The sequence below is a fragment of the Treponema pallidum subsp. pallidum str. Nichols genome, assembly GCF_000410535.2.
Lineage (GTDB): Bacteria > Spirochaetota > Spirochaetia > Treponematales > Treponemataceae > Treponema > Treponema pallidum.
On record NC_021490.2, the window covers coordinates 1044832 to 1065835 of the forward strand.

Genomic DNA, 21004 nt, shown 5'->3' on the forward strand with positions numbered 1-21004 from the left:
GGGAGATAGAAAAGGGGAATCAAGAAAATTCTTTTGTCAGTGTGACTACTTTTTTGATATTCACTGAGCAAGTGCAATAATAGGATCGAGTCTTGAGGCCTGCAGCGCTGGTTTTAATCCAAAGAAAATCCCCGCTCCCAATGACATAAAGAAGGCTGTACGCATACCCGCAGTGCTCAGACTGAAAACAACTGTTATCCCCTCTGGAGAAAACACGGAAAAGAGCCCATAACTGAGCACCATCCCAAGAATAAGGCCACACACGCACCCCGCCAGGGTTAAAAGCACCGCCTCGAGCAAAAACTGCTGAACTATTGTTGCGCACGTCGCACCGACGGCCTTGCGGAGACCGATTTCTCTGCGACGCTCGGTTACGGTTACTACCATAATGTTCATGATATTTATGCCACCGACAATCAGCGAGACTGCAGCCACAACCGACAGCACTACACTCACCATACTCAGAACGCTGCGAAAACTTTTTATTTCCCCCGCACCGGACCAAAGGCTCACAGAACCCGATTTGTTAGAGAAAAAGTCCGAAAACTCCCGGATACGTTTTTCCGCTGCGGCAATAACCTGCACATCGCGTACGCACACCTCCACCGCGTCTGCCACACGACCTGCACCCATTTCTAGAGAAATAAACTCACGGGGGACAAAAACCCGATACGAAGGAATGCCACTAATCAAACTCCCCTTTTCCTGCAAGACGCCTACGATTTCAAATGGGAAAGACAGTGCACGTTCTGCACCCGACGCCCGGGAAAGTATGGTCACAGTCATACGTTTACCCAATGCATTCCCTTCAGGAAATAATTCTTGCGCAAGCAAACCGCCAATCACCGCACAGTGACGATGGGTCTTAAAGTCCGCTGGAGAAAAGAACGTCCCATACTCAAGCTTAAAATCTTTTAACTCCAGCCACCGCGGCTCTACTCCCGTAATGTTCCGTTCCTTTCCCCCTGTGTGAGGAGAAGAAATAAGTGCCTTGAGGGAAGAATTGTAAAACACTCCCTCTATATCCTCGCTACTTTGTACAAGTCGCGTCCGATACGACTCAGTCGGCTGAAACATGATTTCGTTCTTCACATAATCCCACTCTGGCCTGACTCGAATGAGTCGGCGCTCGCCCTCGCCAACACTCTGGGCAAGACTCGCGTAGAGAGACTCGCCGATCGAGGTAATTACCACTACCGACGCAACCCCTACCGCAATACCGAGGAACGAAAGGGTCGTCCGCAGCACACGCTGCCTGAAATACAACAGGGTGTTCACGATATCTTCAAGCATATCCCTCTTTGCAGAGCCGTGCGCTCTACGCGCGCGCCTCTCCCCTCCTACAGAAACCTGACTTCACGCACATGGCAACGCCACAGGACAGGCACGCGCACACACATCGCCTAGCGGTCTTCCAAAGACTGGATTGGGTCAAGACCCGCGGCTTGGAATGCTGGATACGACCCAAAACACACCCCAATAACTACTGACCCTGCAAAGGCAATAAACATGCCGACTACGCTAGGAGAAAACGTCATTTGAAAATCAAACGCATTCAATCCGGCGATAACAATCACGCTCAGTAAAAGGCCAAGCACAACGCCGCACAAACCACCTACGAACGTTAACGTGGCCGATTCTACCAAAAACTGATGAAGCACGTGCATGCGCGAAGCACCCAGTGCCTTCCGCAACCCAATCTCCTGGCGTCGTTCGGCGACCGTCACCAGCATGATGTTCATAATACCGATGCCACCGACAATCAGTGAAATAGCTGCGATGCCCGTCAAGACCATATTCATTGCCCGGAGAAAACTCCGCATCTGTTCAACGATAAGATGGAGGGAAGAAACTTCAAAGGCCTTCTCGTTACCGGTCAGATTGGTTAGCACTGACTTAACTTTGTCCTCAACATGCGCGATCGATCCAGAATCGTATACTTTCAAATCCATTGCATCGGCAATACGCCGAGAGAACTCTCTTGTCAGCACACTCCGTGGAATAAGCACCTGCGCTGCGGAGGAGAAACTAAAATCATCCTTTTCTTTGAGCACTGCAGCAACGCGCACGACCATCGGCAAGACCTTGTTTCGGCCAATAGGCACGTAGAGCGTTATGGTCTTTCCCACCGCATTCCCCTCAGGGAAAAGCCCCTCCGCCGTTTGTTTACCAAGAATAACGCTGTGCGTGCCCACAGCGTAACCAATAACGCTTACGTCAGAGCCATAGGAAACCGTAAGACCGGAGGCGGCAAGCCAACCGTGTTCCACCCCCAACACACTGACGGCTCCCGCGTGCAAGCTCCGCCGACTCGCAGAAGCCTGCAAATAATTCAGATAAAAAAACCCCTGCACTCCTGCCACGCGCTCTTTAAGATGGTGGCGGACGTGCTCGGTGAGCACAAGCTGCCCGCGCGGCACCCCATCGTCGTGCGCGGCTACGGGCGCAACAGATATTATGTTGTTATTGTCTTCCTCGAACAACTTTTCCACGCTCGCTCCCAGCGAGCTCCCCAACGTTGCCACAACCACCACAGAAGTGATACCGACTACAATACCGAGAAGCGAAAGAACAGTACGTCCCCTGCGCGCATTAAAGGTGTGGAGTGCATACAAAAAATCCTCACCCACCATCGGCTCCCCCGTGACCCCGCACGTGATCTCCTACTATCTTGCCATCTTTAAGCGTGAGAGAGCGAGAAGCCAGAGCTCCTACTCCCTGATCATGCGTGACAATGATAACCGCGGTACCTTTTTTATTAATTTCGATAAACAAGTCGAGCACAGAGCGACCTGTTTCTGAATCAAGGGCACCGGTAGGTTCGTCTGCAACGATAATTTTCGGCCGCGTGACCAGCGCGCGCGCGATCGCAACGCGCTGCTTTTGCCCTCCTGATAGCTCGCTGGGCCGATGAGCGAGCCGATCGCTCAGGCCAACCTTGGCGAGCTCGTCTTCAGCGCGACGCCTACGCGCAAAATACTCAACTCCCTGGTAGCGAAGCGGGAGCATCACATTCTCTAAGACGGTAAGCGTTGGGAGCAAAAAATATTGCTGAAAGACAAAACCCACCGTCCTATTGCGCAGGTGTGCAAGTGCACGTTCGCTCATGCAGGCGGTGTTTTCCCCTGCAATGAACACGCTGCCTGATGAGGGACGATCGAGGCACCCTATCATGTGCATGCAGGTACTTTTGCCAGAACCCGAAGGACCAAGGATAGAAACAAACTCCGCCGGGGCAATTTCAAAGGAAACGCCGCGTAACGCATGGACAACCGCATCCCCCATGGGGAACACCTTACTTACGTTACAGACGCGAACAACGGGAGTCACTATTTCCTCGCTGCACTTTGGTCTTTGACGCGGTCCCCCGCCCCCAGCCCAGAAATTATTTTGACAAAGCCAGGAACATACGGCTCCACCGTAACCGGCACAGACTTTATCTTACCGCTGGGGAGCACTCGGTCCACGAACGGAGCACCCTTCTCGTACCGGAGGCCGTCTTGCTTCAGGACTAAAATTTCCTCCTGCTCCCCGGCAACAATTGCCCCGCTGAAGGAATAACCCGGCAGTATTTCTGGCAATTCATCGATCCTGATGGAGGCGTCAACCACGGTGCGCCCGACACTGGTAACGCGCGCGATGGACGGATAGGAAGTGACACTCCCCACCGCTTTCACGCTTGGTTCTGCGGGAAAAGAAATTTCAACGCGCTGCCCTACCTTGAGGCGCGAAGCGTCCACCTCAGGAATCTCGACATTTGCCTTGAAGTAAGAGCGATCGATGAGAGTGCCAAAGTAATCTTGAGGTTTCGCGTACTGTCCGGGAGAGAGCTTAAAAGCGGCAACAACGCCATCAAACTGGGCAGTGACGTAGCGTTCCCTCAGTCTTTTTTGGAGCATATTTCTCTTTAGCTTCATGATCTCCATTTTTTTAGAAACACCGTTAATTTCTTCTTGTTCGATTGCAAACTCATGCTCGGCAAGGTCAAGCTGCTGGTGAGAGTTTTCAAGCGAAAAGAGGAGTTGCCCCTTCTTCACCGTATCTCCCTCTTGCACCCGTACGGTGCGCACGATTCCCTCACCAGGGGACTCAAGCTTTTGGTGCTGAGCCGCTTCGATGTACCCCGAAATCTCAATCCTATTGAGCACCACCTCCTTACTCACACTGAGGGTAGGCGGCGGAACCCGACGCAGCGCCCGCACCAAGCGGGGAAGAACAAATAAGAAGGCGAGAATTCCGACCACCATGGCGATGGTCGATTTTCTGTGTAGGAGTTTCTGTGCTGTGGTCATACAACTTCCTTCTTGGGGTATTCTTTAGAGTACTGGTCTGAACGAAGACGCAGTTTCAAGGTTAAACTTTAGTATTTTAATGTTGATCTTGGCCAACGTGATGAGCGCCTGTAGGTACGCGTGCTGGGCCCGGGCGTGCTGATGCGCGCCGATAGCTCCTCTTTCCAGCCACTTCTGGTGCGTTTGCGCACTCCGCCTGAGAATATTCAGTTCGGTGAGTGCCGCCTCTTGTTCCCAGCCGAGCGACTCGGCGGTGTGGCGCAGGCCAAGCACCTTACGCTCAGAAGCTTCGTACGCGTCTTGAAGCTTAAGCGCACTGAGCCGCTCATGAAGCTGCAGTGTCTGCCGTGAAAGCTCCTGATACTTAATGGAAAGCGGGTCCCACGTGAGCCGAAATTTTACCTCCACACGGGACCACTGCGGGTACGGTAAGTTCAATCCAAGCCAAAAGCCACCGCCGGGAAAGTCCATTCTGACATTTGCCAATATTCTCTTCAATGACTTACCCTCAGACCCCACCCCAGACTCCACATTAAACCCGTACGAGATAGCATCCACTGCACGCGCTTCAGCCTGAGTTTCCAAATCTTCCCTGTTCTTAAGAAACTCCCAGTCATTTTCCACTGAAAGCAGTGCGGTAGAAGATACGGGCTCCTGCGGAACTACCTGCGCAAGATGGAGCATGAATGTTTCCGGATCATTTCCTTCAAAGGCCCCGCACTTGCGCACAAAATCCTGATACAGGGCGGTGAACGTCTTGCGCGCACGACGGGCAACTCTCTCTGCGCGTGCGTGCTTGAGCGTTGCGGAGCGCAACTTTACCGAATGCGCTTGGTAGCGCTGTATGCGCATCGTGCGCACTAGGCGCGTGCACTCCTGCTCGGTTACCTGTGCTTCAAGCAGCGTGCTGTATGCGCTTAGCAGCTCATCGAGCTCAGCCAGGAACGCTTCCCGCGCAGCGTGCTGCCCCCGCAGGTGCGCCGCAAACGCGTCAAGCATGCTATTGCGCGCACGCCGCACCTGCAGCTGATGCTGCCGCCGCACCTTGGAGTACAGATCCATACCAAAGAGCGCGGTCACGTCTGCCGAAGGGGTGTTGGTCTTGATCGCAATATCCGCTTTTAAACTCAAATTCTGATAGGTCGGAAAAAAAAGATGCACGTAGGGAGAAAGCGTCGGCGTACCGTTTGCCATACCCCCGGCCCCGTTCCCATTCAGGTTGTGGTGTATGTGTCCAGTCCCCATCCTCAGATCCACGATGGACTTTACCAACGCAATGTCGTAATTGTTCGCGGCAATTTCGTAGGCCATTTGCGGCGCCTGGTGTTCGTCACCGTGCTGCACGCGCCACTGCAGCAGCTGCTCCCACAGCCGCGGACCGACTGTGCCGGGCGCTGCGCGTGCAGCCACTGCCCCTCCAGGGACCGGCAGAGCCGTGGGGACAAGAGGAGACGGCTGCTCCCCTTCCGCACGGGGCTCTGGCGCAGGAGGCACCGCTTCTGAAGCCGTGTGTGCGGGAGGAGCCGGCGTCCCCGGCGCAGGCACTGCCTGTTCCTGCGCACCGACTGCTGGCACCAAGGCGGCAAGCGCCCCACACAGAGCGCACACCACGCACGACGGCCCCCACGGGCGCGCGCAAAGCATCCTGCGTGCGATCACCTTACCCCCCGTTGGATTGCAGCATAAGATACCAGACTCCCCATGTTCATGTTTGGGTTCCAGAAGAAAGAAAATCTACGCGCGCGTCGATGTTAAAAATGAGCGCGTCTACATTCGCCTTCGCCAAATTGATAACCGCCCGTACGTAGTCCAAATGTACTGCCGCGTAGCCACGCGCGCCGATAACTCCCCGATCAAGTCCTTTCCTGTGCGCGCGGGCGCTTTCTGCGTACGTGTCCCGCTCTGCGCGTGCAGTTTCACGCTCCCAGAGGATATCCTCTGCACGCTGTGGGAGGTCTGCGATTACTTTCTCCTGCTGCTCCTTTTTCTGTGCATACTCCCGTGCCCCTAACGCATCGTGCAGGCGCTGATTTTTTCCTCGCAAATGCGCGTACCGGATTTCAAACGGATGCCAGTCCAGAGACCCGCCAATGCTTTTGAGCGTACCGGTGTAACCTATGGCCAGGGCGCTGGTTATTTTGACGCTTGGAAACGCAACGGAAAGCTCCCCGGTTCCTTCATCTAGGGTAAAGCGGGTGTCAAGACGAAGCGCCACGGGAAAGTTCTGTACCGCCCGTTCCTCGCGCTCGTTATCTGCTGCCTCACGCGCGTTGCGCAGAGGGCGGGACGTATCTGCCTCGCAGTGCTCGGTGGACACCAGCGGCATTTCAGGAACGCTTTCAGCCAGCGCGAGCAGAAAGCGCTCCTGATCCGCACGTTTTTCTAAAAATTCCTGACCAGCAGAGATGATAAAATCCCGGTACTCTCCGTCAAACGCGTCTTGCGCCACCTTGAGCGCGTCCTGTGCCCGCTCCCGCTCGAGCGCTGCTGCGCGGTACACAATGGAGCGGTCCGTGTATCCAGCCACCTGCACTGATCGCTCTGCGTTCTGCTTTTGCGCAAACGACTCCTGCGCGTGCAACAGCTGCACGTAGGAATCCAACATCCGGCGCATGTCCTCGAGCACCTGCTTCTCACTTACGTGCGGCTCACAGGCGAGCGCTTCTTGCGCATCACGCAGTGCCTCGTACTTGGTGTTCACCGCAAACACATGGCTGCGACGCACCGACGAGTACAAATCAATGCCTGCCCCCGCGTCGAGCGTCTTTTGCCAGTCGCCTCCTCCCCCTCCTCCCCCTCCTCCCCCGGCGGCACCGTTCGGCTGCGTTACCGTCATACCAAAATGGGTGGTCAGGTTATAAAAAGAAGGGAATGCCACCGACGCCTTGGGCGTAATGCGAAACTTTACCCCATCGGCGTTCCACGCAATGTCCCCGGCTGCGATAGAAAGGCGCACCAAGGAATCAAGCCGCTGCTTATCGTACTGGCTCTGTGTTATCGTCTGCCGTCGGACAGCCTGCGCCGCCGCCGTACTGCGCTGCAGCCGATAGCGCACCACGCGCTGGTAGAGGTCGGTTCCCGTTTCTTGCGCGGCCGCCCGGGCGCTTGCCGCCGGCGGTGCGCCGGGCGTTAACTCGCTGGCGGTGAGCGCAGCGCCGCCCATCCCACCCAACACTGCATGATGCCACAGCACGCTTCCGGCGAACACACGCACGGCCGCCCGGCGCTTGCCATACGAACCACCCCGCGGACCGCTCACGGCGCCACCTGTGGCACCAGGCCAAATGCGCGTACCACTCCCAGATTAAAACGCAACATATGCAACTTCGCGCACGCCGCACGCAGCTGCGCCACGGCATACTCACACCGCGCACGCGCGAGGCGATTTCCTCCCACTACCCCGCGCGCCGCGGCGCGCTCCACCTTGGCAAGATCTAAACGCAGCGCCTCGCGCGTGCGCAAGGCGGTTTCTTGTGCTGCAAAAAGCTGTTTGCCCTGCACCTCTAACCCCTCCATCTTCCGCGTTTCACGCGCCAGGGAATCTTCACAATACTGCTCCTGTTCTTGCTCTTGCGCCCGCTCCTCCCGTCTTTCGAACACCTTATAGGCAATTTCAAGCGGATTCCACTGCGACTTCCCGTACACTCCCACCTTGTCACGGGAATGCTTACCCCTCTCCGCGTAGGGCACCTTTACCTCTACCTGCGCGTTCACGCTGGGCATATGCAGCGCCACCGTCCCGGAACCTTCAAGCGACTCGGTTCCGTCTCCCTTAAACAGAATGAAAGTCTTCCGTGTACCCATGCTCACAACAGCGCCCACCCGCACAGCGTACAAATCACGCTCCGATCGCTGCGCGGCGCGTTCAAGCAGTGCCATCTCCTGCGCCGCCGCAAGGCTGTGCGCATCTGTAGCATGCAAGGAAACGAGCGAGAGCGGTACCTCGCGCGGCACCGCCTCTGCAAGCTGCAGCAAAAAGTCTCTCCGCGCTTCATCCCCTCCGCCCACTGCGCAGACGGCAGCGAAGGGATCACACACCTGCGCAAACAGGCGCTCTTCTTGTTCAAACTCACGCTGTGTGCGGTCGTACGCCAAACGGACGCGCCGGGCCTTTTCAGAGTGCTCAGAAAAACCTGCCGCACGCGTGCGCAGGTGCACCAAACGCGCATCCCCCATATGAAACTCTCGCCGCACGAGCGACTGCGCGCGGGTAAAAAGCACTTCCAGCTCATCGATGAGCGCTAGCTCCACCGACGGCGATTTAATTCGTTCACCGTTCTGCGCCGCCTTTTCTTCGTGCTCTGCACGACGCATACGAATGAGCTCGCGCCCCCGCACGTTAGAATACAAATCCACCCCTATATCCGCGTTTATCCGGGATATATTCCCTATGCTAGTTACCCTTGCGGTGTCGATGGACACGACCAGGTTATTGTAGCGCGGACTTCTCACGCCGATAATGGGCTTTATTCCAAAGCGAGGGAGCCCAAAATCCCCCGCCGAGTGTCCTCTGATTTCAAGCTCACTGCCCAACACGTACGTACCTGCTGAGCGCAAGCGCGCCTTCTCATACCCACAGTGCGCCACATCAAACTCTATTTGCGCGCGGGCACCCGGCCGCAACGCTTCCAGGCGGTGGCGCAATAGCTGCTGGTACGGATTGGCCGCCGCACCGCGCGCGAACACACAGCACGCGGCAATTGCCGCCCTGCGCATACGCCGCGCCGCGCACATTCCCCTTTCCTCAAAAACAGGGAACGCCCCAAACTCAGAGCACCCCTGAGCACCCTCAGCGCACGTAGGAGCTACGAACCTACACGAATGCTGCGACACGTGGACGAACGAAGACCACCTCGGGCCACGATAACTTACGCTCACGAAGACCTCTCTTTCTTTTCTTCAGCATCCTTTTTCTCAGAGACCACCATTTCCTCTTGGGTCAACTGAGCGGCGGCGGCGTCCGCACCCACCCCGTAGGCACACGCAAGGTCGGTGTTAAAAATAATCGCCCGCGCCTTTGCCTCTGCCACAGAAGCAAGCGCCAGAAGATACTCCGAACGCGCTGCCTCGTACTCCAGCCTTCCGATGATACCACGTTCCAAGCGTTCTTTCTGCAACCGTGCCTTCTTGCGCGCGTTATCCAGTGTCTGCAAATCCACCCCGCGCAGCACCAGCACTGAGTCCCCCTGCGCGTCTATAGCACCGAACAACTTATTCGACCGATCACCCTTTGCCTGAAGCTCAACTTCGTCAAAGACACGCTCTGCGCGCTCTGCCGTGTAGTCCAGCGAGCGATAGCGCGTGCGTATCGGGCTCCACTCAAAATTCGCTAGGATCCCCGCCAGCCCTTTACTATTCTGCACGGTAAAACTGGAATCCCCGCCGGGAAACGCCATGTTGAACGTGCCCCCATACGTGCTCGTAGTGCTAGGAGCAGCTGGCGCCATGCCGTTAGTTAATTGCTTGTTTTCTTCCCCATCGGTAAAGTACACGCGCGCGCTTGTGCGAAAGGGGGAGTAATCTGTACCTCGCTGGGCAATGACGCGCTCGCAGCGGTCCTGCGCATCACAATACTCGCGCCCCCGCTCCCCTGCGCACTGAGTCACCGCCATCGCCGGCTCAAGCGGCACTGCAACCGCCAAATCGTGTAAAAAACCGTCGCGCTCATCGTCCTCGTAGGCCACCCCGTTGCGCGCTGCAAACCGCGTGTACTCAAGGTCAAAGCGCTGCCTGGCCTGTGCCCGGGCGCGTTCCGCCCGCACCTGTGCAAGCTGTGCGCTCTGAAAATACGCCGAATCCTCTTGATATCCCTGTCTCTTTACTGACTCAAAACGCAACCGCGCGCGCACCAACTCCAAACTTGCGCGCACCTGGTCCGCGTAACTACCGTACAGACGCTGTACTTCCTGCAAAAACTCCCGTTCCACTAGCCTGCGCCCATCACGCAGCGCCGAACCGCTCTTCTCCTTCTGATATGTCTTTTCCTTGAGGGAGTTCAGGTATGTTGGACGAACGGAGGAGTAAAAATCGGTAGTGTAATCCACCGACACGGTGGAGGTACTTGTGACACCGTCAAGCTTGCGGGGGGCAACAAGATTCAGCCGAGAATTTCCTATAAAGGGGGACGCAATACTCAAATGCGGCGCCATCTCCACCTTGTAGCCGTTAGCACCATTGCCATTCTTCTTGTTGAAGAGCACGTCTCCCGTGCCAATTTGCACACTTCCCGCCGTCTTTGTCCGAACTTCATTGTGCTCAGCTTCGTCAACCTGTGCCTGCGCAAACACCCGCGAAAACTCCCGACCATTTGCAATGCGGTGCTCGAGGAGTTGTTGGTAGGTGTCCCCCTCCCGCATGTGCACCACACCCCCGCACCCGAACCCCAGCGCCACCGCGTACACCAAGACTTTCATACCCGCACTCACGACACCCCCCCCCGTTCTGTACACCGCACAACCCCACGGAGACAGAAGAACGCGCAGGAGAACTTTCAAAAAAATAACTGCGTGTCAAAACCCACACCCTCAAAACGGACCCGGCGAGCAGCGCCACGCACTGCACTACCCGCCTGTCTTACTGAACAAAGAACGCCCTTATGCGCGCGCACCCTCGGACCTTCTGAACGTCCCTACCACTGAGGCCCCTTCCATTCAAAATCATCCCACTCTGCAACTAATGGCTCGCTCCAGAACCTTCCGGAAACCCCAGTTTGCTCATCAATATGTAGCGAGTACTCATCATGCGAGGGTGCAGCGATCTCGAAACGTACCTTGTACGTACCAAGCCCCTCTTCAAACTTCACGTTCGCCCCATAATGCGGACCGTCCCCTGCGTTCATGGGCGCAAACATCACCTTTTGCACCTTCTCAGAGCCATGCTTCTGGAGGAAAGCAACAACTCGGAGATACGGCACAAAATCCCCGACTCCATACCCTAAATCTTTACCCGCCTCATTTGCGTGGATATCCGCTTCTATGTGACAGTCCGCCTCTTCCTTCGACGGCTGTGCTCCTGGAGCCGGATGCATCTCAACCGGCTGAAAATACACCCCTCCCACATGCAAGGGCCCCACATCCCGATCCTCGCCTATAGGAAACTCATCAAAACCGGCCGCCCCCTCTGCATCTGGAGCAGGAACGGCGGCCATCATCTCCTCACCGTGCTGATGCTCTCCACCGCCCCCGCACGCGGAAAAAACCAACGCAAAAATGGCTGCGCTCCCGAGCAAACTCACCCTCTTCATTCTTCACTCCCCTGGGGCGTCACGCGCCCCTCCTTTTCAAAACGCCTTCTCCCGTCCAGCGCTTCTTTTCCTCACCATTATAGAAAAACAAATGGAAATCTCCACGGCGCAGCACACACCCGGCCCCAGTAGGACGCGACACAGCCGTCCCAAGCCTACGTGCTGGATGCGCCACGGCAGAGACCACCACACCACCATACCGCCGAAAGCACCACCAACGCCACCACAAACGCTTGAGGGGCCAGACCCTCATAGGTCGGGTAGATGCCCAGAAAATCAAAACTCCACCCATGCATCCACGGTGCCGTACTTCGACTGACCACACCTGCCTCCTGCAGCTCGCTGACACCCTTACCCACGAAAGAGAAACATAGCAAGTACATCACCGCGCCCGTGGCAACAAAAAAAGGCCTCAACGGAAGTCGCACTGACAGAAAACGGATCGCCACGAACACACCCACCAGAACCAAGGCAGAAACAGTAACCGCTGCCCACACAGCCAGCCGCCCATATGGCCCCGCAACTGGGATGCCTCGAAAGAAAAGAATAAGCTCCGCCCCTTCCCGCGCCACTGCGAGGAAGGCAGTGGCCACGAGCGCCCACTGATTACCCCGAGACACCGACCGCTCAACTTTCTGACGGATATAGCGATCCCAAGCACATGCCCTCGCCTTGGACAACATCCAGTTACTCACGTAAAAGAGCATCGCCGCTGCGAAGAACATACCAACACCCTCGATAATCTCCTGCGCCGCACCACCTTCCGAACCCAACACCCGGACTATCATCACCGCAAGCACGACACTGAACAGAACACCCGCGCCCGCTCCCGCATACACCGCAGCGCAGCACCGCTCCTTACCAGTCTTCACCAGATACGCAACAATCGCTGCGATAACCAAAATTGCCTCAATTCCCTCGCGCAGCACCAACACGCACGAGGCAACAAACGTGGCGATATGCGCCGCAAAGCCCGCCCGACCACGCGCAACCCCATCCAGCGCACGCGCGTCCTCATACAACATGGTAACCAGCTTGTCCCTGCAGAAGGCAACGCCCGCCAAATCACGCGCACCCCGCACCGAACGCCGATACGCGAAAAACGCGTTCTCCACCGCCGCCTTACGCGCACCGGACAGATACCCCATGGTGATCTTCTCCATGCCCTTCGCCTCATAGTAGCGAAAGTACGCCTTATCTATCTGCTCATAGGCGCGATCACTATCCCCACTCTCAAAAAAGGTGTACGCCGCACGTAGATGTACCTCCATGCGCTGCACAACCTGGCGCCAGGAACTTAAGCGTTCCTGAGCCTGCCCACCCGACCGCGTGCCCTCCGCGGCGGAGACCGACCACGCAACGCACATAAGCGCCACACCCACCCACGCAGACGCGCGAACCACCGAGCGAGCAAAAGCTGCGGGCATCCCAGGAGCAACCATGGTGCAACCCATACCATAGACGGGCACACCTCTGTCAATACCCTCCCAGGATCGTTCCATCTATTTCTCCACACTACGGCAGATGTACCCTGATGCAGAACGAAAAATTGAGAAACAGCCTACATCTAAACGGCGCGAAAATACGTTATGATGCCGCGCATGACAGGTAAAGCCGATCTGAACACGCTTGTGCACAAGCTGCATCCCCTTGAGATCAAAGTCCTCAAGAACTGCGCAATGGATGAGATCCTTTCGACTTCGTTGCTCATCTCCCGGCTAGGCTTTAAGGAAGGACACGCAAACCAAGCGTTTTCCTGGCTTCGGGCAAAGCGAATCATCGAAGAGCACCAGCGGGAACAGATGCGGTCCTTTGAACTCACCCCCTGCGGCTATGCTGCCGCTAGCGACGGTACTGCAGAGGAGCGTATGCTCACCTTCTTGTCTTCCCCCCCTTCCCTTACCGCTATTGCAGATGCAGCCGAGCACCTACACCCTCGCCCCCCACTTTGCAACGGGCTCAGTCTCCCTGAGCTTGCCCATGCGCTCACGCTCGCACCAAAGGATGTAGGTTCAGCGTTCGGTATCCTAGCGCAGGAGGGTATCCTCCGTATGGACGGTGAAAAACGCATACACATCGTTTCACCGCACGTAAGTGATCGCATGTCCCTCACGCGCACCTTGCTTCAGCGCGCCGCTGCACGCGTCGCTTCCCCGTCAGAGGCCTCGGACACTCCTCCAGGCACCCTCTTTGAATCTGAGCTCTCTGATGATGAGCGACGTGTAATGGAACGCATAGCAAAAAAGCGGGGCGCAAGCGACAGCCTCTTCAAAGTCAGTGTACGCGAGAGGGTAACGTTCACCTTTACCCCCACCGCCCGTGCCGTGCAGGAGGCGCTGCATACCGCAGGGCTTACCGGAAACGAGATAGGTGCACTCACCGTCGAGTGCCTAAAAAGTGGCGCGTGGAAGACACAACATCTACGCCGCTACAACGTTCACATTCCCCCTGCCCGCATCATCCCCGGCCGATCTAATGCCTACGCAGATTTCCTCGAACACATCAAAGATCGTCTGGTGGCACTTGGCTTTCAGGAATTTGACGGGCCACTGGTGGAAACAGACTTCTGGAACGCGGACGCGCTGTTCATGCCACAGTTCCATCCTGCACGGGACATTCATGATGTGTATTACCTCAAACACCCAACGCACGCACCTACAATCCCAGAGCCGTTCCTCTCCCGCGTTGCGGCGACGCATGAACGCGGAGCAGATAGCGGGAGCCTCGGCTGGCGCTACTCGTTCGATCGGGATTTTACCCGCCGACTGCTATTACGCAGCCAAGGAACAGCACTTTCAGCGCGCCACCTGCCAACCGCCCACATACCGGGTAAGTATTTTGGGATCGCACGCTGCTTCCGTCACGACCAAGTGGATGCGACGCACCTTGCAGATTTCTACCAAACAGAAGGAATCGTACTGGGTACGGATGTGAACGTCTGTACCCTTCTAGGCATGCTCAAAATCCTCGCAACAGAAATCGCCGGTGCACAGGAGGTACGCTACGTGGGCGGGTACTTTCCGTTCACGGAGCCCTCTATCGAGCTACACGCACTCCACCCCGCACTCGGCTGGTTCGAACTGGGAGGAGCAGGTCTCCTGCGCCCAGAAGTGACCGACCCGCTCGGCGTGCACGTCCCCGTCATGGCCTGGGGACTAGGAGTAGACCGCATGGCGCTCCTGGCGCTCGGTATCTCAGACGTGCGAGAACTGTTCAGCCCAGACATCGAGAGCGTCCGCCTGAGGGTATAAACACAACAGCCCGTACGCCCTCACCCGGACCTAAAAAGCCTGCCTACAGGCTTATAAATTCTGCTCCTCCAGGAAGCGCTCCACCACGTGGGACAGCGCCCGCTCCAGATACGCAGGGTCTGCAAGCTTCTGCTCCGCAGCTGCTATTTTGTATTCACGCACATCAGGCGCAGAACGTACCGCCTCCAGGGCCAAGTACAACTCAGCCTTTTTCTGGGCTTCCGCAGAGACAGTAATCTCATCGCCGGCTGGAGCACGCGCCACATGCTCAGACGCACAAGAGGCGCGAAGGTTCTGAACCGGATCAAGTCCACTTAGCTTATCGATCATCACAAGAGCCCCACCCCCGCCCCATTATCGGAAATTTGTAAGAAAAATAAAGATCTAAAATTTTTCTGCAGAAACCAGCAACACGCATTCCCCCCGCACGCGCGTCCGCGCACAGAAGCTCTCCATGACGCGCAAGGCAGTCCCCACACAGAGCTCCTCATGCACCTTGGTCAATTCCCGACCCAGCACCACCTGCGACTCCGGCGCCACCGCCACCAGATCCTCTAGAAGCTTTTGAACCCGGTAGGGACTCTCGTACAGAACAAAAGCTACACGCTGCGCGCACAATTGCACCAGGCGCGCACGCCTACGACCCGGGTGAGGTGAAAGGAACCCCTCGAATAGCACGGTCTTGTCTCGCACGCCTGCAACACTCAGCAAAGTAGTCAGTGCAGAAGCACCGGGAATCGGTACCACCGTGTGCCCAGCATCCCGCACCGCGCGCACTAAAACCGCTCCCGGATCACTGACCCCCGGCGTACCTGCATCGCTAACATAGGCTACCTGTGCGTGCGGCGATCCACACACTTCCTGTTCCCCCGTTGCTTCTGCAGCGAGCTGCAGCGCAGCTGTCCCTACCGTCTCACCCGGACGTGCACGCGTGCGCCGCGCGCTCTGCCTGCCCCTCCCCTTCTCTGGAGAGAGAAAAGCAGAAATAGGGGTGCTCAAAAAATGGATGAGTCGACGCGCCGCCTGCGCCTCATTGTGTGCACGACAGGAAACAAGACGCTTATGGATCCCAAAATGAGACAGGAGCGCACGCGTCCTACGCGTGTCTTCACAGGCAACTACATCCACCGTTCGCAATACATCTAAGGCACGGAGGGTGATGTCTGCCAAGTTTCCAATCGGCGTTGCTACCACGTACAAGGTACCCACCGCGCAAACCTACCACCACCTGTTCCCTTGCGCAACAAGGAAACAGGTGGTGCTCACTCAGAAAAACTTGGTAAAGCGTACAACCGAGTCAACCGAGACGGAGGCCGTGTCAGATTTGCTTGTCAGCGAGCTACTCATCCTCGGTTTGAGTCTGCCGGCGCTTCTTCGCCCCTTCAGCCGACAAAGCAGAAAGATAAGCGCTATCCCCCTGCTGCCAGTGCTTGCACTGAGTGTCGGTGCACTGACAGTCCTCGGACAGGGTCTGACGTTGGACCTTACCTTGAGTCTAGTCTCAAGTTCAGTGGTGTGTCTCACGGAGTTGCCGCGCCTTGTCGCCTTCAGCCAGGGAATTCCCAATGACCTGTACAGTGCAGGAGCACGTATTGCGCGGGTCCTGCTCCTCGTTGCAGGTGTTTTCACGCTTGTGATTGTCTGCCTCTGTGCCCCGGAGCCCGGTTATCGGCCCAGCCGTAGCGTAGTGCGCAGTTCCTTTTCCCTTCGGCTAGGTAACACGAAGGTGAACGCAGGGCTCCTGCTCTCCCTGGCCAATCCCTACGAAACATCTCATCTGGATAACCCGTCTGCGCCACACCCTTCCGAAAACCCGCAGTCGCGCGCGCACCCGAAACAAAACCCAGTCGGCGTGAACGTGGTTGTTCTAAAAAATACCCCGCAGTCTGCGCACCGGGCACACCCTGAAACGCTGGAACTGATGCTTGCCGAACGTGGCTATACCGTATTTGTTCCTTACCAGGATGCGTACTCCCCTTCGTACAGCGCCGCTTCTCTTGCTGCTCCTATGCGCACTTCCCCGGGCGTTGTGTTGCTCTCTAGTGCACTGCGCGGGGTACCATTCGATGTACCGACCCCATACGTTTCCCGTCGGGCGAACACTATCGACGCTGCCACCTTTGAAGACGCTCATGTACCTGCATTATTTCCCGCGCTCTTTGCGCTTTGCAGGCACGCGCCCACATTCGTGTACGCAGAAAGTGCCCATGAGGTGATGCTCAGCCGTTTTCTGCAACAACAGCCACATGCATGCGCCGGTGTCTTTTTTGTCCTTCCTGACTCTGCAGCGCGCGGACCACACCATGCTCCTGCCGTGCAGGGCGCACCTCCCCCCGTCGACACAGCGGGCGTTGCGTCTGCTGTCCGTGGCGCCAGCCGGACACTACCAGCTGTGTATCGACAGTATGTTCACGCAGCAGAGGCAGCGTGGGCAGAGCTCGCATCCACCGATATACTGGCCGCTTACCTTGCAGGGCTCCCTCGGGACCGCCACAGAACGCGCCTTCAGGCACGTGCTACGCAGGTAGACCAGTGGATACGCGCCCAGCTGCATCTATCAGAACCTGTCCTTCCGCACGCGCAAGCGCTATCTCATCACACTGTCCATGCGGGAGGGACCTATGACCGCACGTGAGTTAGATGCGTACTTTCGTAGTTTTTTGAACTTTGGACCGTTCGTCTCCTGTGATGTCGCTCTCAACGGCCTGCAGGTAGCAAATAGCGGTGCCCCCGTGCACAAGGTTGCCTTTGCAGTGGATGCGTGTGCACAGTCTATCGACGCAGCCGCCCGCGCCGGTGCACGCATGCTCTTTGTCCATCACGGTCTTTTTTGGGGACGCATAGAGCCGCTTACCGGTATGCAATACCGACGCGTACAGGCGCTCCTGACGCACGACATAGCGCTGTACGCAGTGCACCTACCACTCGATGCACACCCGCAGTACGGTAACAATGCGGGCCTTGCTGCGCGAGTCGGTCTTAGGCAAGGTGGTCCTTTCGGTTTTATCCGTGGAACTGCCGTAGGACTCTGGGGGACGGTGGCAGAAAACACCACCCCCTCTCAGGAGGCAATGCAGCAGCATGCAGCGTGCACAGCACCCGATACCCACCGCGTGACGCATGCGAATGCAATATCGCCGAGTGCCGGGCTATCTCTCCAACAAGTAGTACATCGCCTCTTCCCCGCAGAAGAGCAACCCGTGCGCCTGTTACCGTTTGGGAAACAGCGTATCGAGCGCGTGGGTATACTGTCGGGCAAAGCAGGCACGTACCTTGCGGAGGCTATCGCGTTAGATCTGGACCTGTTTATTACCGGGGAGATTGAACATTCTTGCTATCACACCGCGCGCGAGCACTCTATCTCGGTAATCGCAGGGGGACACTACCAAACAGAAACCGTAGGGTTGCAGCTGGTGGCGCGCAAGCTGCAACGGGATACAGGCATAGAAACGCTTTTTCTAGACATTCCCACGGGGATGTGATACGCTCGCGCCCGTTAAGGGTGGATACAATGAAACTCACACGGATACAGAAAGAAAAGTGGATCCCGCTTTTTGCCGCTGGATTAGTTGTTGTTCTGGATCAGTGCGCTAAATTGTTGGTGGGTGCTTATGTGCCTACAAACACCTCGGGCGTTCGCGTGCTCGGTGATTTCGTGAGAATTGTTCACGTGTACAATGTTGGCGCCGCTTTCAGCATTGGCCATCAGCTAAATCAGGTTCTGCGTACGCTCGTGCTCGGTATCGTGCCGCTAATCATTATGTTCCTTATTGTTTTCTCCTATTTTCGCACTGACGCCTTCTGTCCTGTTCAGCGCTGGGCCGTGTCAGGGATTATCGGGGGAGGGATAGGGAACTTAATCGATCGCTTCCTGAGGCCAAACGGGGTGCTCGACTTTATCGACGTAAAGTTCTTTGGCATCTTTGGCTTTGAGCGCTGGCCCGCTTTTAACATTGCAGATGCGGTCATCATGACCTGTGGTTTGCTCTTGATCATTTCGTTCATAAAACAAGAAAAAGAGATCAGCTCCCAACCCTCCTGCAATGAGACGGGGGGCGTTTTTCGCACGTAGAGCTGGGCCGTGCGCGCATGTCCGCGTCGGCCGTTCTAGTTCGCGTGCCCCTGTGCCCGCAATGGTTGCTTTGTTCTCCGCAAATACCGCGCGTGTGTGCCGCGCGTTGCGCTTCCGGCGTACCAGGGCGGTACGCGCGAGCGCCTCACAGCACTCAGGATATTAGCCCATGCAGATCTTCGATACTCACGCCCACATCGGTCTTATTCACCCAGATCCCGTAGAGCGGCTGCGGGTAGTACAAGAGGCACGACGAGCTTCTGTCACCCGCATCATGAGTATTTGCAACAGCCTTCATGACTTTGCCGCCGTATACGAGACGCTCCAGTTCTCACCCTCTGTCTATCACGCCGTAGGTGTCTCCCCTTCTGAGGTCATGGCCCCGGGGAAGGATTGGATAGATACTATTCAAAAAAGCCTACAACTCCCTCAGGTAGTTGCCTTAGGCGAGACCGGATTGGACTACTGTAAAAAGTACGGTGATAAACGCTCCCAGATTGGGCTTTTTATCACTCAATTGGATATTGCTTCAAAGGCAAAAAAACCAGTTATCATCCACAACCGTGGTGCGGGCCAGGATATCCTGGACATCCTCAGCGAGCGCATTCCCGACCAAGGCGGTGTGTTCCACTGTTATTCTGAGGACGCAGAGTACGCACGTATGGCGCTGGATTTACCTGTGTACTTTTCTTTCGCGGGGAATTTAACTTACCGGAATGCACGAAATCTCCATGAGACTGTATTGGCCCTCCCGCTTGACCGAATTCTAGTGGAATCCGAAAGCCCGTTTATGTCCCCCGCCACGTACCGCAACAAGCGCAACCGACCGGCGCACACAGTTGAAACCGTGGAGTTCATGGCTGAGCTCCTTGATATGGACATGCTTGAGCTTGCCGACCAGCTGTGGAAAAACAGCTGTGCGTGTTTTCACCTTCCTGAGTGAGCAGCAGATGCAACAACACGCCTTATATCATCCGGTTTCTATTGGCCCGTTGTCTCTCAAGGGGAATGTGTTTTTTGCTCCCGTTGCAGGCTATTCTGACAGTGCGTTTCGTTCAATTGCCATTGAATGGGAAGCAAGCTTCACCTACACCGAAATGGTTTCGTCTGAGGCGATGGTGCGCGATTCACTCAATACCAAACGTTTGATTCGGCGCGCGTCAAATGAGACGCATTACGCTATCCAGATTTTTGGTTCTAATCCTGCAGTAATGGCAGAGACGGCAAAACTAATCGTCGATAGCGCGCAGCCGTCCTGTATCGACATCAACGCGGGATGTCCTATGCCTAAAATCACTAAAACAGGAGCCGGAGCCGCACTCACCCGAGAACCGACGCGCCTCTATGAAGTGGTAAAGGCGGTCGCCGATGCTGTGTACGCGCAAGACGCGCGTATCCCAGTGACAGTAAAAATTCGTGCTGGGTGGGAAGAGGCACACCTGACATGGAAGGAAGCTGCGCGTGCGGCAGTAGACGCAGGAGCACAAGCGCTTGCGTTGCACCCGCGCACCTGCGCGCAGTGTTACGCGGGAGAGGCAAACTGGGACATAATCGCAGACCTCGTGCAGTGCGCGCGTGGGTGGGGAGAGGTTCCCGTGTTCGGCTCAGGGGATCTGCATGCGCCTGAAGACGCACGGGCAATGTTAGAACACACCGCATGCGCGGGGGTTATGTTTGCCCGCGGTGCTATGGGCAACCCGTTTATTTTCAGACAAACCCGTCAGCTTTTAACTGAAGGATACTACACGCCCGTGACGTTTGAGCAAAAGCTACGCGCAGCCTGGCGCGAGCTTCACCTTCTGGCACAAGACGTGGGAGAAAGCTCAGCCTGCAAGCAGATGCGCAAGCGTTTTGTTTCGTATGCAAAGGGTGAGCGGGGTAAAACGCAATGGTGTCAGCGCGCGGTGCATGCGTCTTCCTTCGCAGACTTTGCAGCAGTCATTCGTGACGCGTGTCCATGTATTGGTTTATAAGTTGCACGGCTTTTCAAACCGCGTGAAAAACGTACGCTTCCGGCGTACCCCAACTTACTTTGTCCTACAGGACGCGCAGCTCCCTCGATAGAAAGCGTGACTATATCTGTCCTGCGTGCAACTTGTACAAAGCCGGTTCCTGTGCCAGAATCGTGCATCCGCGGTGGCAGGGA

18 protein-coding genes are annotated in these 21004 nt (G+C 56.5%); 6 read left to right on the forward strand and 12 right to left on the reverse strand.

What is annotated here, in order from left to right:
* Window positions 1-60 precede the first annotated feature (60 nt).
* From TPANIC_RS04740 to TPANIC_RS04785, 10 genes are all read right to left on the reverse strand, one after another.
* The gene (locus TPANIC_RS04740; RefSeq protein ID WP_010882406.1) at window positions 61-1293 is read right to left on the reverse strand and encodes an ABC transporter permease; all 1233 of its coding nucleotides are present in this window, start codon (window positions 1291-1293) and stop codon (window positions 61-63) included.
* 110 nt (window positions 1294-1403) lie between these two features.
* Window positions 1404-2633, reverse strand: coding sequence for an ABC transporter permease (locus tag TPANIC_RS04745; protein ID WP_010882407.1), 1230 nt, complete (start codon window positions 2631-2633; stop codon window positions 1404-1406).
* Window positions 2623-3330, reverse strand: coding sequence for an ABC transporter ATP-binding protein (locus tag TPANIC_RS04750; protein WP_010882408.1), 708 nt, complete (start codon window positions 3328-3330; stop codon window positions 2623-2625). Before TPANIC_RS04750 ends, TPANIC_RS04745 begins: the two co-directional genes overlap by 11 nt.
* Window positions 3330-4292, reverse strand: a complete 963-nt coding sequence (locus tag TPANIC_RS04755; RefSeq protein ID WP_010882409.1) for an efflux RND transporter periplasmic adaptor subunit — start codon at window positions 4290-4292, stop codon at window positions 3330-3332. The genes TPANIC_RS04750 and TPANIC_RS04755 overlap by 1 nt, the downstream gene beginning before the upstream one ends.
* 24 nt (window positions 4293-4316) lie before the next feature.
* Complete coding sequence (locus TPANIC_RS04760) at window positions 4317-5951, reverse strand: hypothetical protein (RefSeq protein WP_010882410.1); 1635 nt, start codon at window positions 5949-5951, stop codon at window positions 4317-4319.
* 46 nt (window positions 5952-5997) lie between these two features.
* Window positions 5998-7551, reverse strand: a complete 1554-nt coding sequence (locus tag TPANIC_RS04765) for a hypothetical protein (protein WP_010882411.1) — start codon at window positions 7549-7551, stop codon at window positions 5998-6000.
* Window positions 7548-9170 (reverse strand): hypothetical protein, encoded by a 1623-nt coding sequence (locus tag TPANIC_RS04770; protein ID WP_010882412.1) that lies wholly within the window; start codon window positions 9168-9170, stop codon window positions 7548-7550. Before TPANIC_RS04770 ends, TPANIC_RS04765 begins: the two co-directional genes overlap by 4 nt.
* The gene (locus TPANIC_RS04775; protein WP_010882413.1) at window positions 9167-10786 is read right to left on the reverse strand and encodes a hypothetical protein; all 1620 of its coding nucleotides are present in this window, start codon (window positions 10784-10786) and stop codon (window positions 9167-9169) included. The genes TPANIC_RS04770 and TPANIC_RS04775 overlap by 4 nt, the downstream gene beginning before the upstream one ends.
* 134 nt (window positions 10787-10920) lie before the next feature.
* The gene (locus tag TPANIC_RS04780; protein WP_010882415.1) at window positions 10921-11535 is read right to left on the reverse strand and encodes an iron transporter; all 615 of its coding nucleotides are present in this window, start codon (window positions 11533-11535) and stop codon (window positions 10921-10923) included.
* Between the two features lie 155 nt (window positions 11536-11690).
* Window positions 11691-13037 carry an FTR1 family iron permease gene (locus tag TPANIC_RS04785; protein WP_010882416.1) on the reverse strand — a complete coding sequence of 449 codons (1347 nt, stop codon included), beginning with the start codon at window positions 13035-13037 and terminating at the stop codon, window positions 11691-11693.
* An 87-nt stretch (window positions 13038-13124) separates the two neighbouring features.
* Here TPANIC_RS04785 and pheS point away from each other — a divergent pair, with 87 nt between their 5' ends.
* Window positions 13125-14786 (forward strand): phenylalanine--tRNA ligase subunit alpha, encoded by a 1662-nt coding sequence (gene pheS / locus TPANIC_RS04790; RefSeq protein ID WP_010882417.1) that lies wholly within the window; start codon window positions 13125-13127, stop codon window positions 14784-14786.
* A gap of 51 nt (window positions 14787-14837) precedes the next feature.
* Here the strand turns inward: pheS and TPANIC_RS04795 are convergent, their stop codons facing one another.
* A complete protein-coding gene (locus TPANIC_RS04795; RefSeq protein WP_010882418.1) occupies window positions 14838-15119 on the reverse strand; it encodes a flagellar biosynthesis anti-sigma factor FlgM in 282 nt (93 codons plus the stop codon).
* Window positions 15120-15170: 51 nt separating this feature from the next.
* Complete coding sequence (gene rsmI / locus TPANIC_RS04800) at window positions 15171-15995, reverse strand: 16S rRNA (cytidine(1402)-2'-O)-methyltransferase (protein ID WP_010882419.1); 825 nt, start codon at window positions 15993-15995, stop codon at window positions 15171-15173.
* Between the two features lie 46 nt (window positions 15996-16041).
* Here rsmI and TPANIC_RS04805 point away from each other — a divergent pair, with 46 nt between their 5' ends.
* The 5 genes from TPANIC_RS04805 to dusB all read left to right on the forward strand — a co-directional run bounded on the left by TPANIC_RS04805 (window position 16042) and on the right by dusB (window position 20831).
* Entirely contained in the window at window positions 16042-17421 is a 1380-nt protein-coding gene (locus tag TPANIC_RS04805) for a hypothetical protein (RefSeq protein WP_010882420.1), read from the forward strand.
* On the forward strand, window positions 17408-18268 hold the full coding sequence (locus TPANIC_RS04810; RefSeq protein WP_010882421.1) for a Nif3-like dinuclear metal center hexameric protein: 861 nt from the start codon (window positions 17408-17410) through the stop codon (window positions 18266-18268). Before TPANIC_RS04805 ends, TPANIC_RS04810 begins: the two co-directional genes overlap by 14 nt.
* Complete coding sequence (lspA, locus tag TPANIC_RS04815) at window positions 18265-18858, forward strand: signal peptidase II (RefSeq protein ID WP_010882422.1); 594 nt, start codon at window positions 18265-18267, stop codon at window positions 18856-18858. The genes TPANIC_RS04810 and lspA overlap by 4 nt, the downstream gene beginning before the upstream one ends.
* A 169-nt stretch (window positions 18859-19027) precedes the next feature.
* Window positions 19028-19801: a TatD family hydrolase gene (locus TPANIC_RS04820; RefSeq protein WP_010882423.1), complete on the forward strand. Its 774-nt coding sequence runs from the start codon at window positions 19028-19030 to the stop codon at window positions 19799-19801.
* Window positions 19802-19808: 7 nt separating this feature from the next.
* Window positions 19809-20831, forward strand: coding sequence for a tRNA dihydrouridine synthase DusB (gene dusB / locus TPANIC_RS04825; RefSeq protein ID WP_010882424.1), 1023 nt, complete (start codon window positions 19809-19811; stop codon window positions 20829-20831).
* Window positions 20832-21004 lie beyond the last annotated feature (173 nt).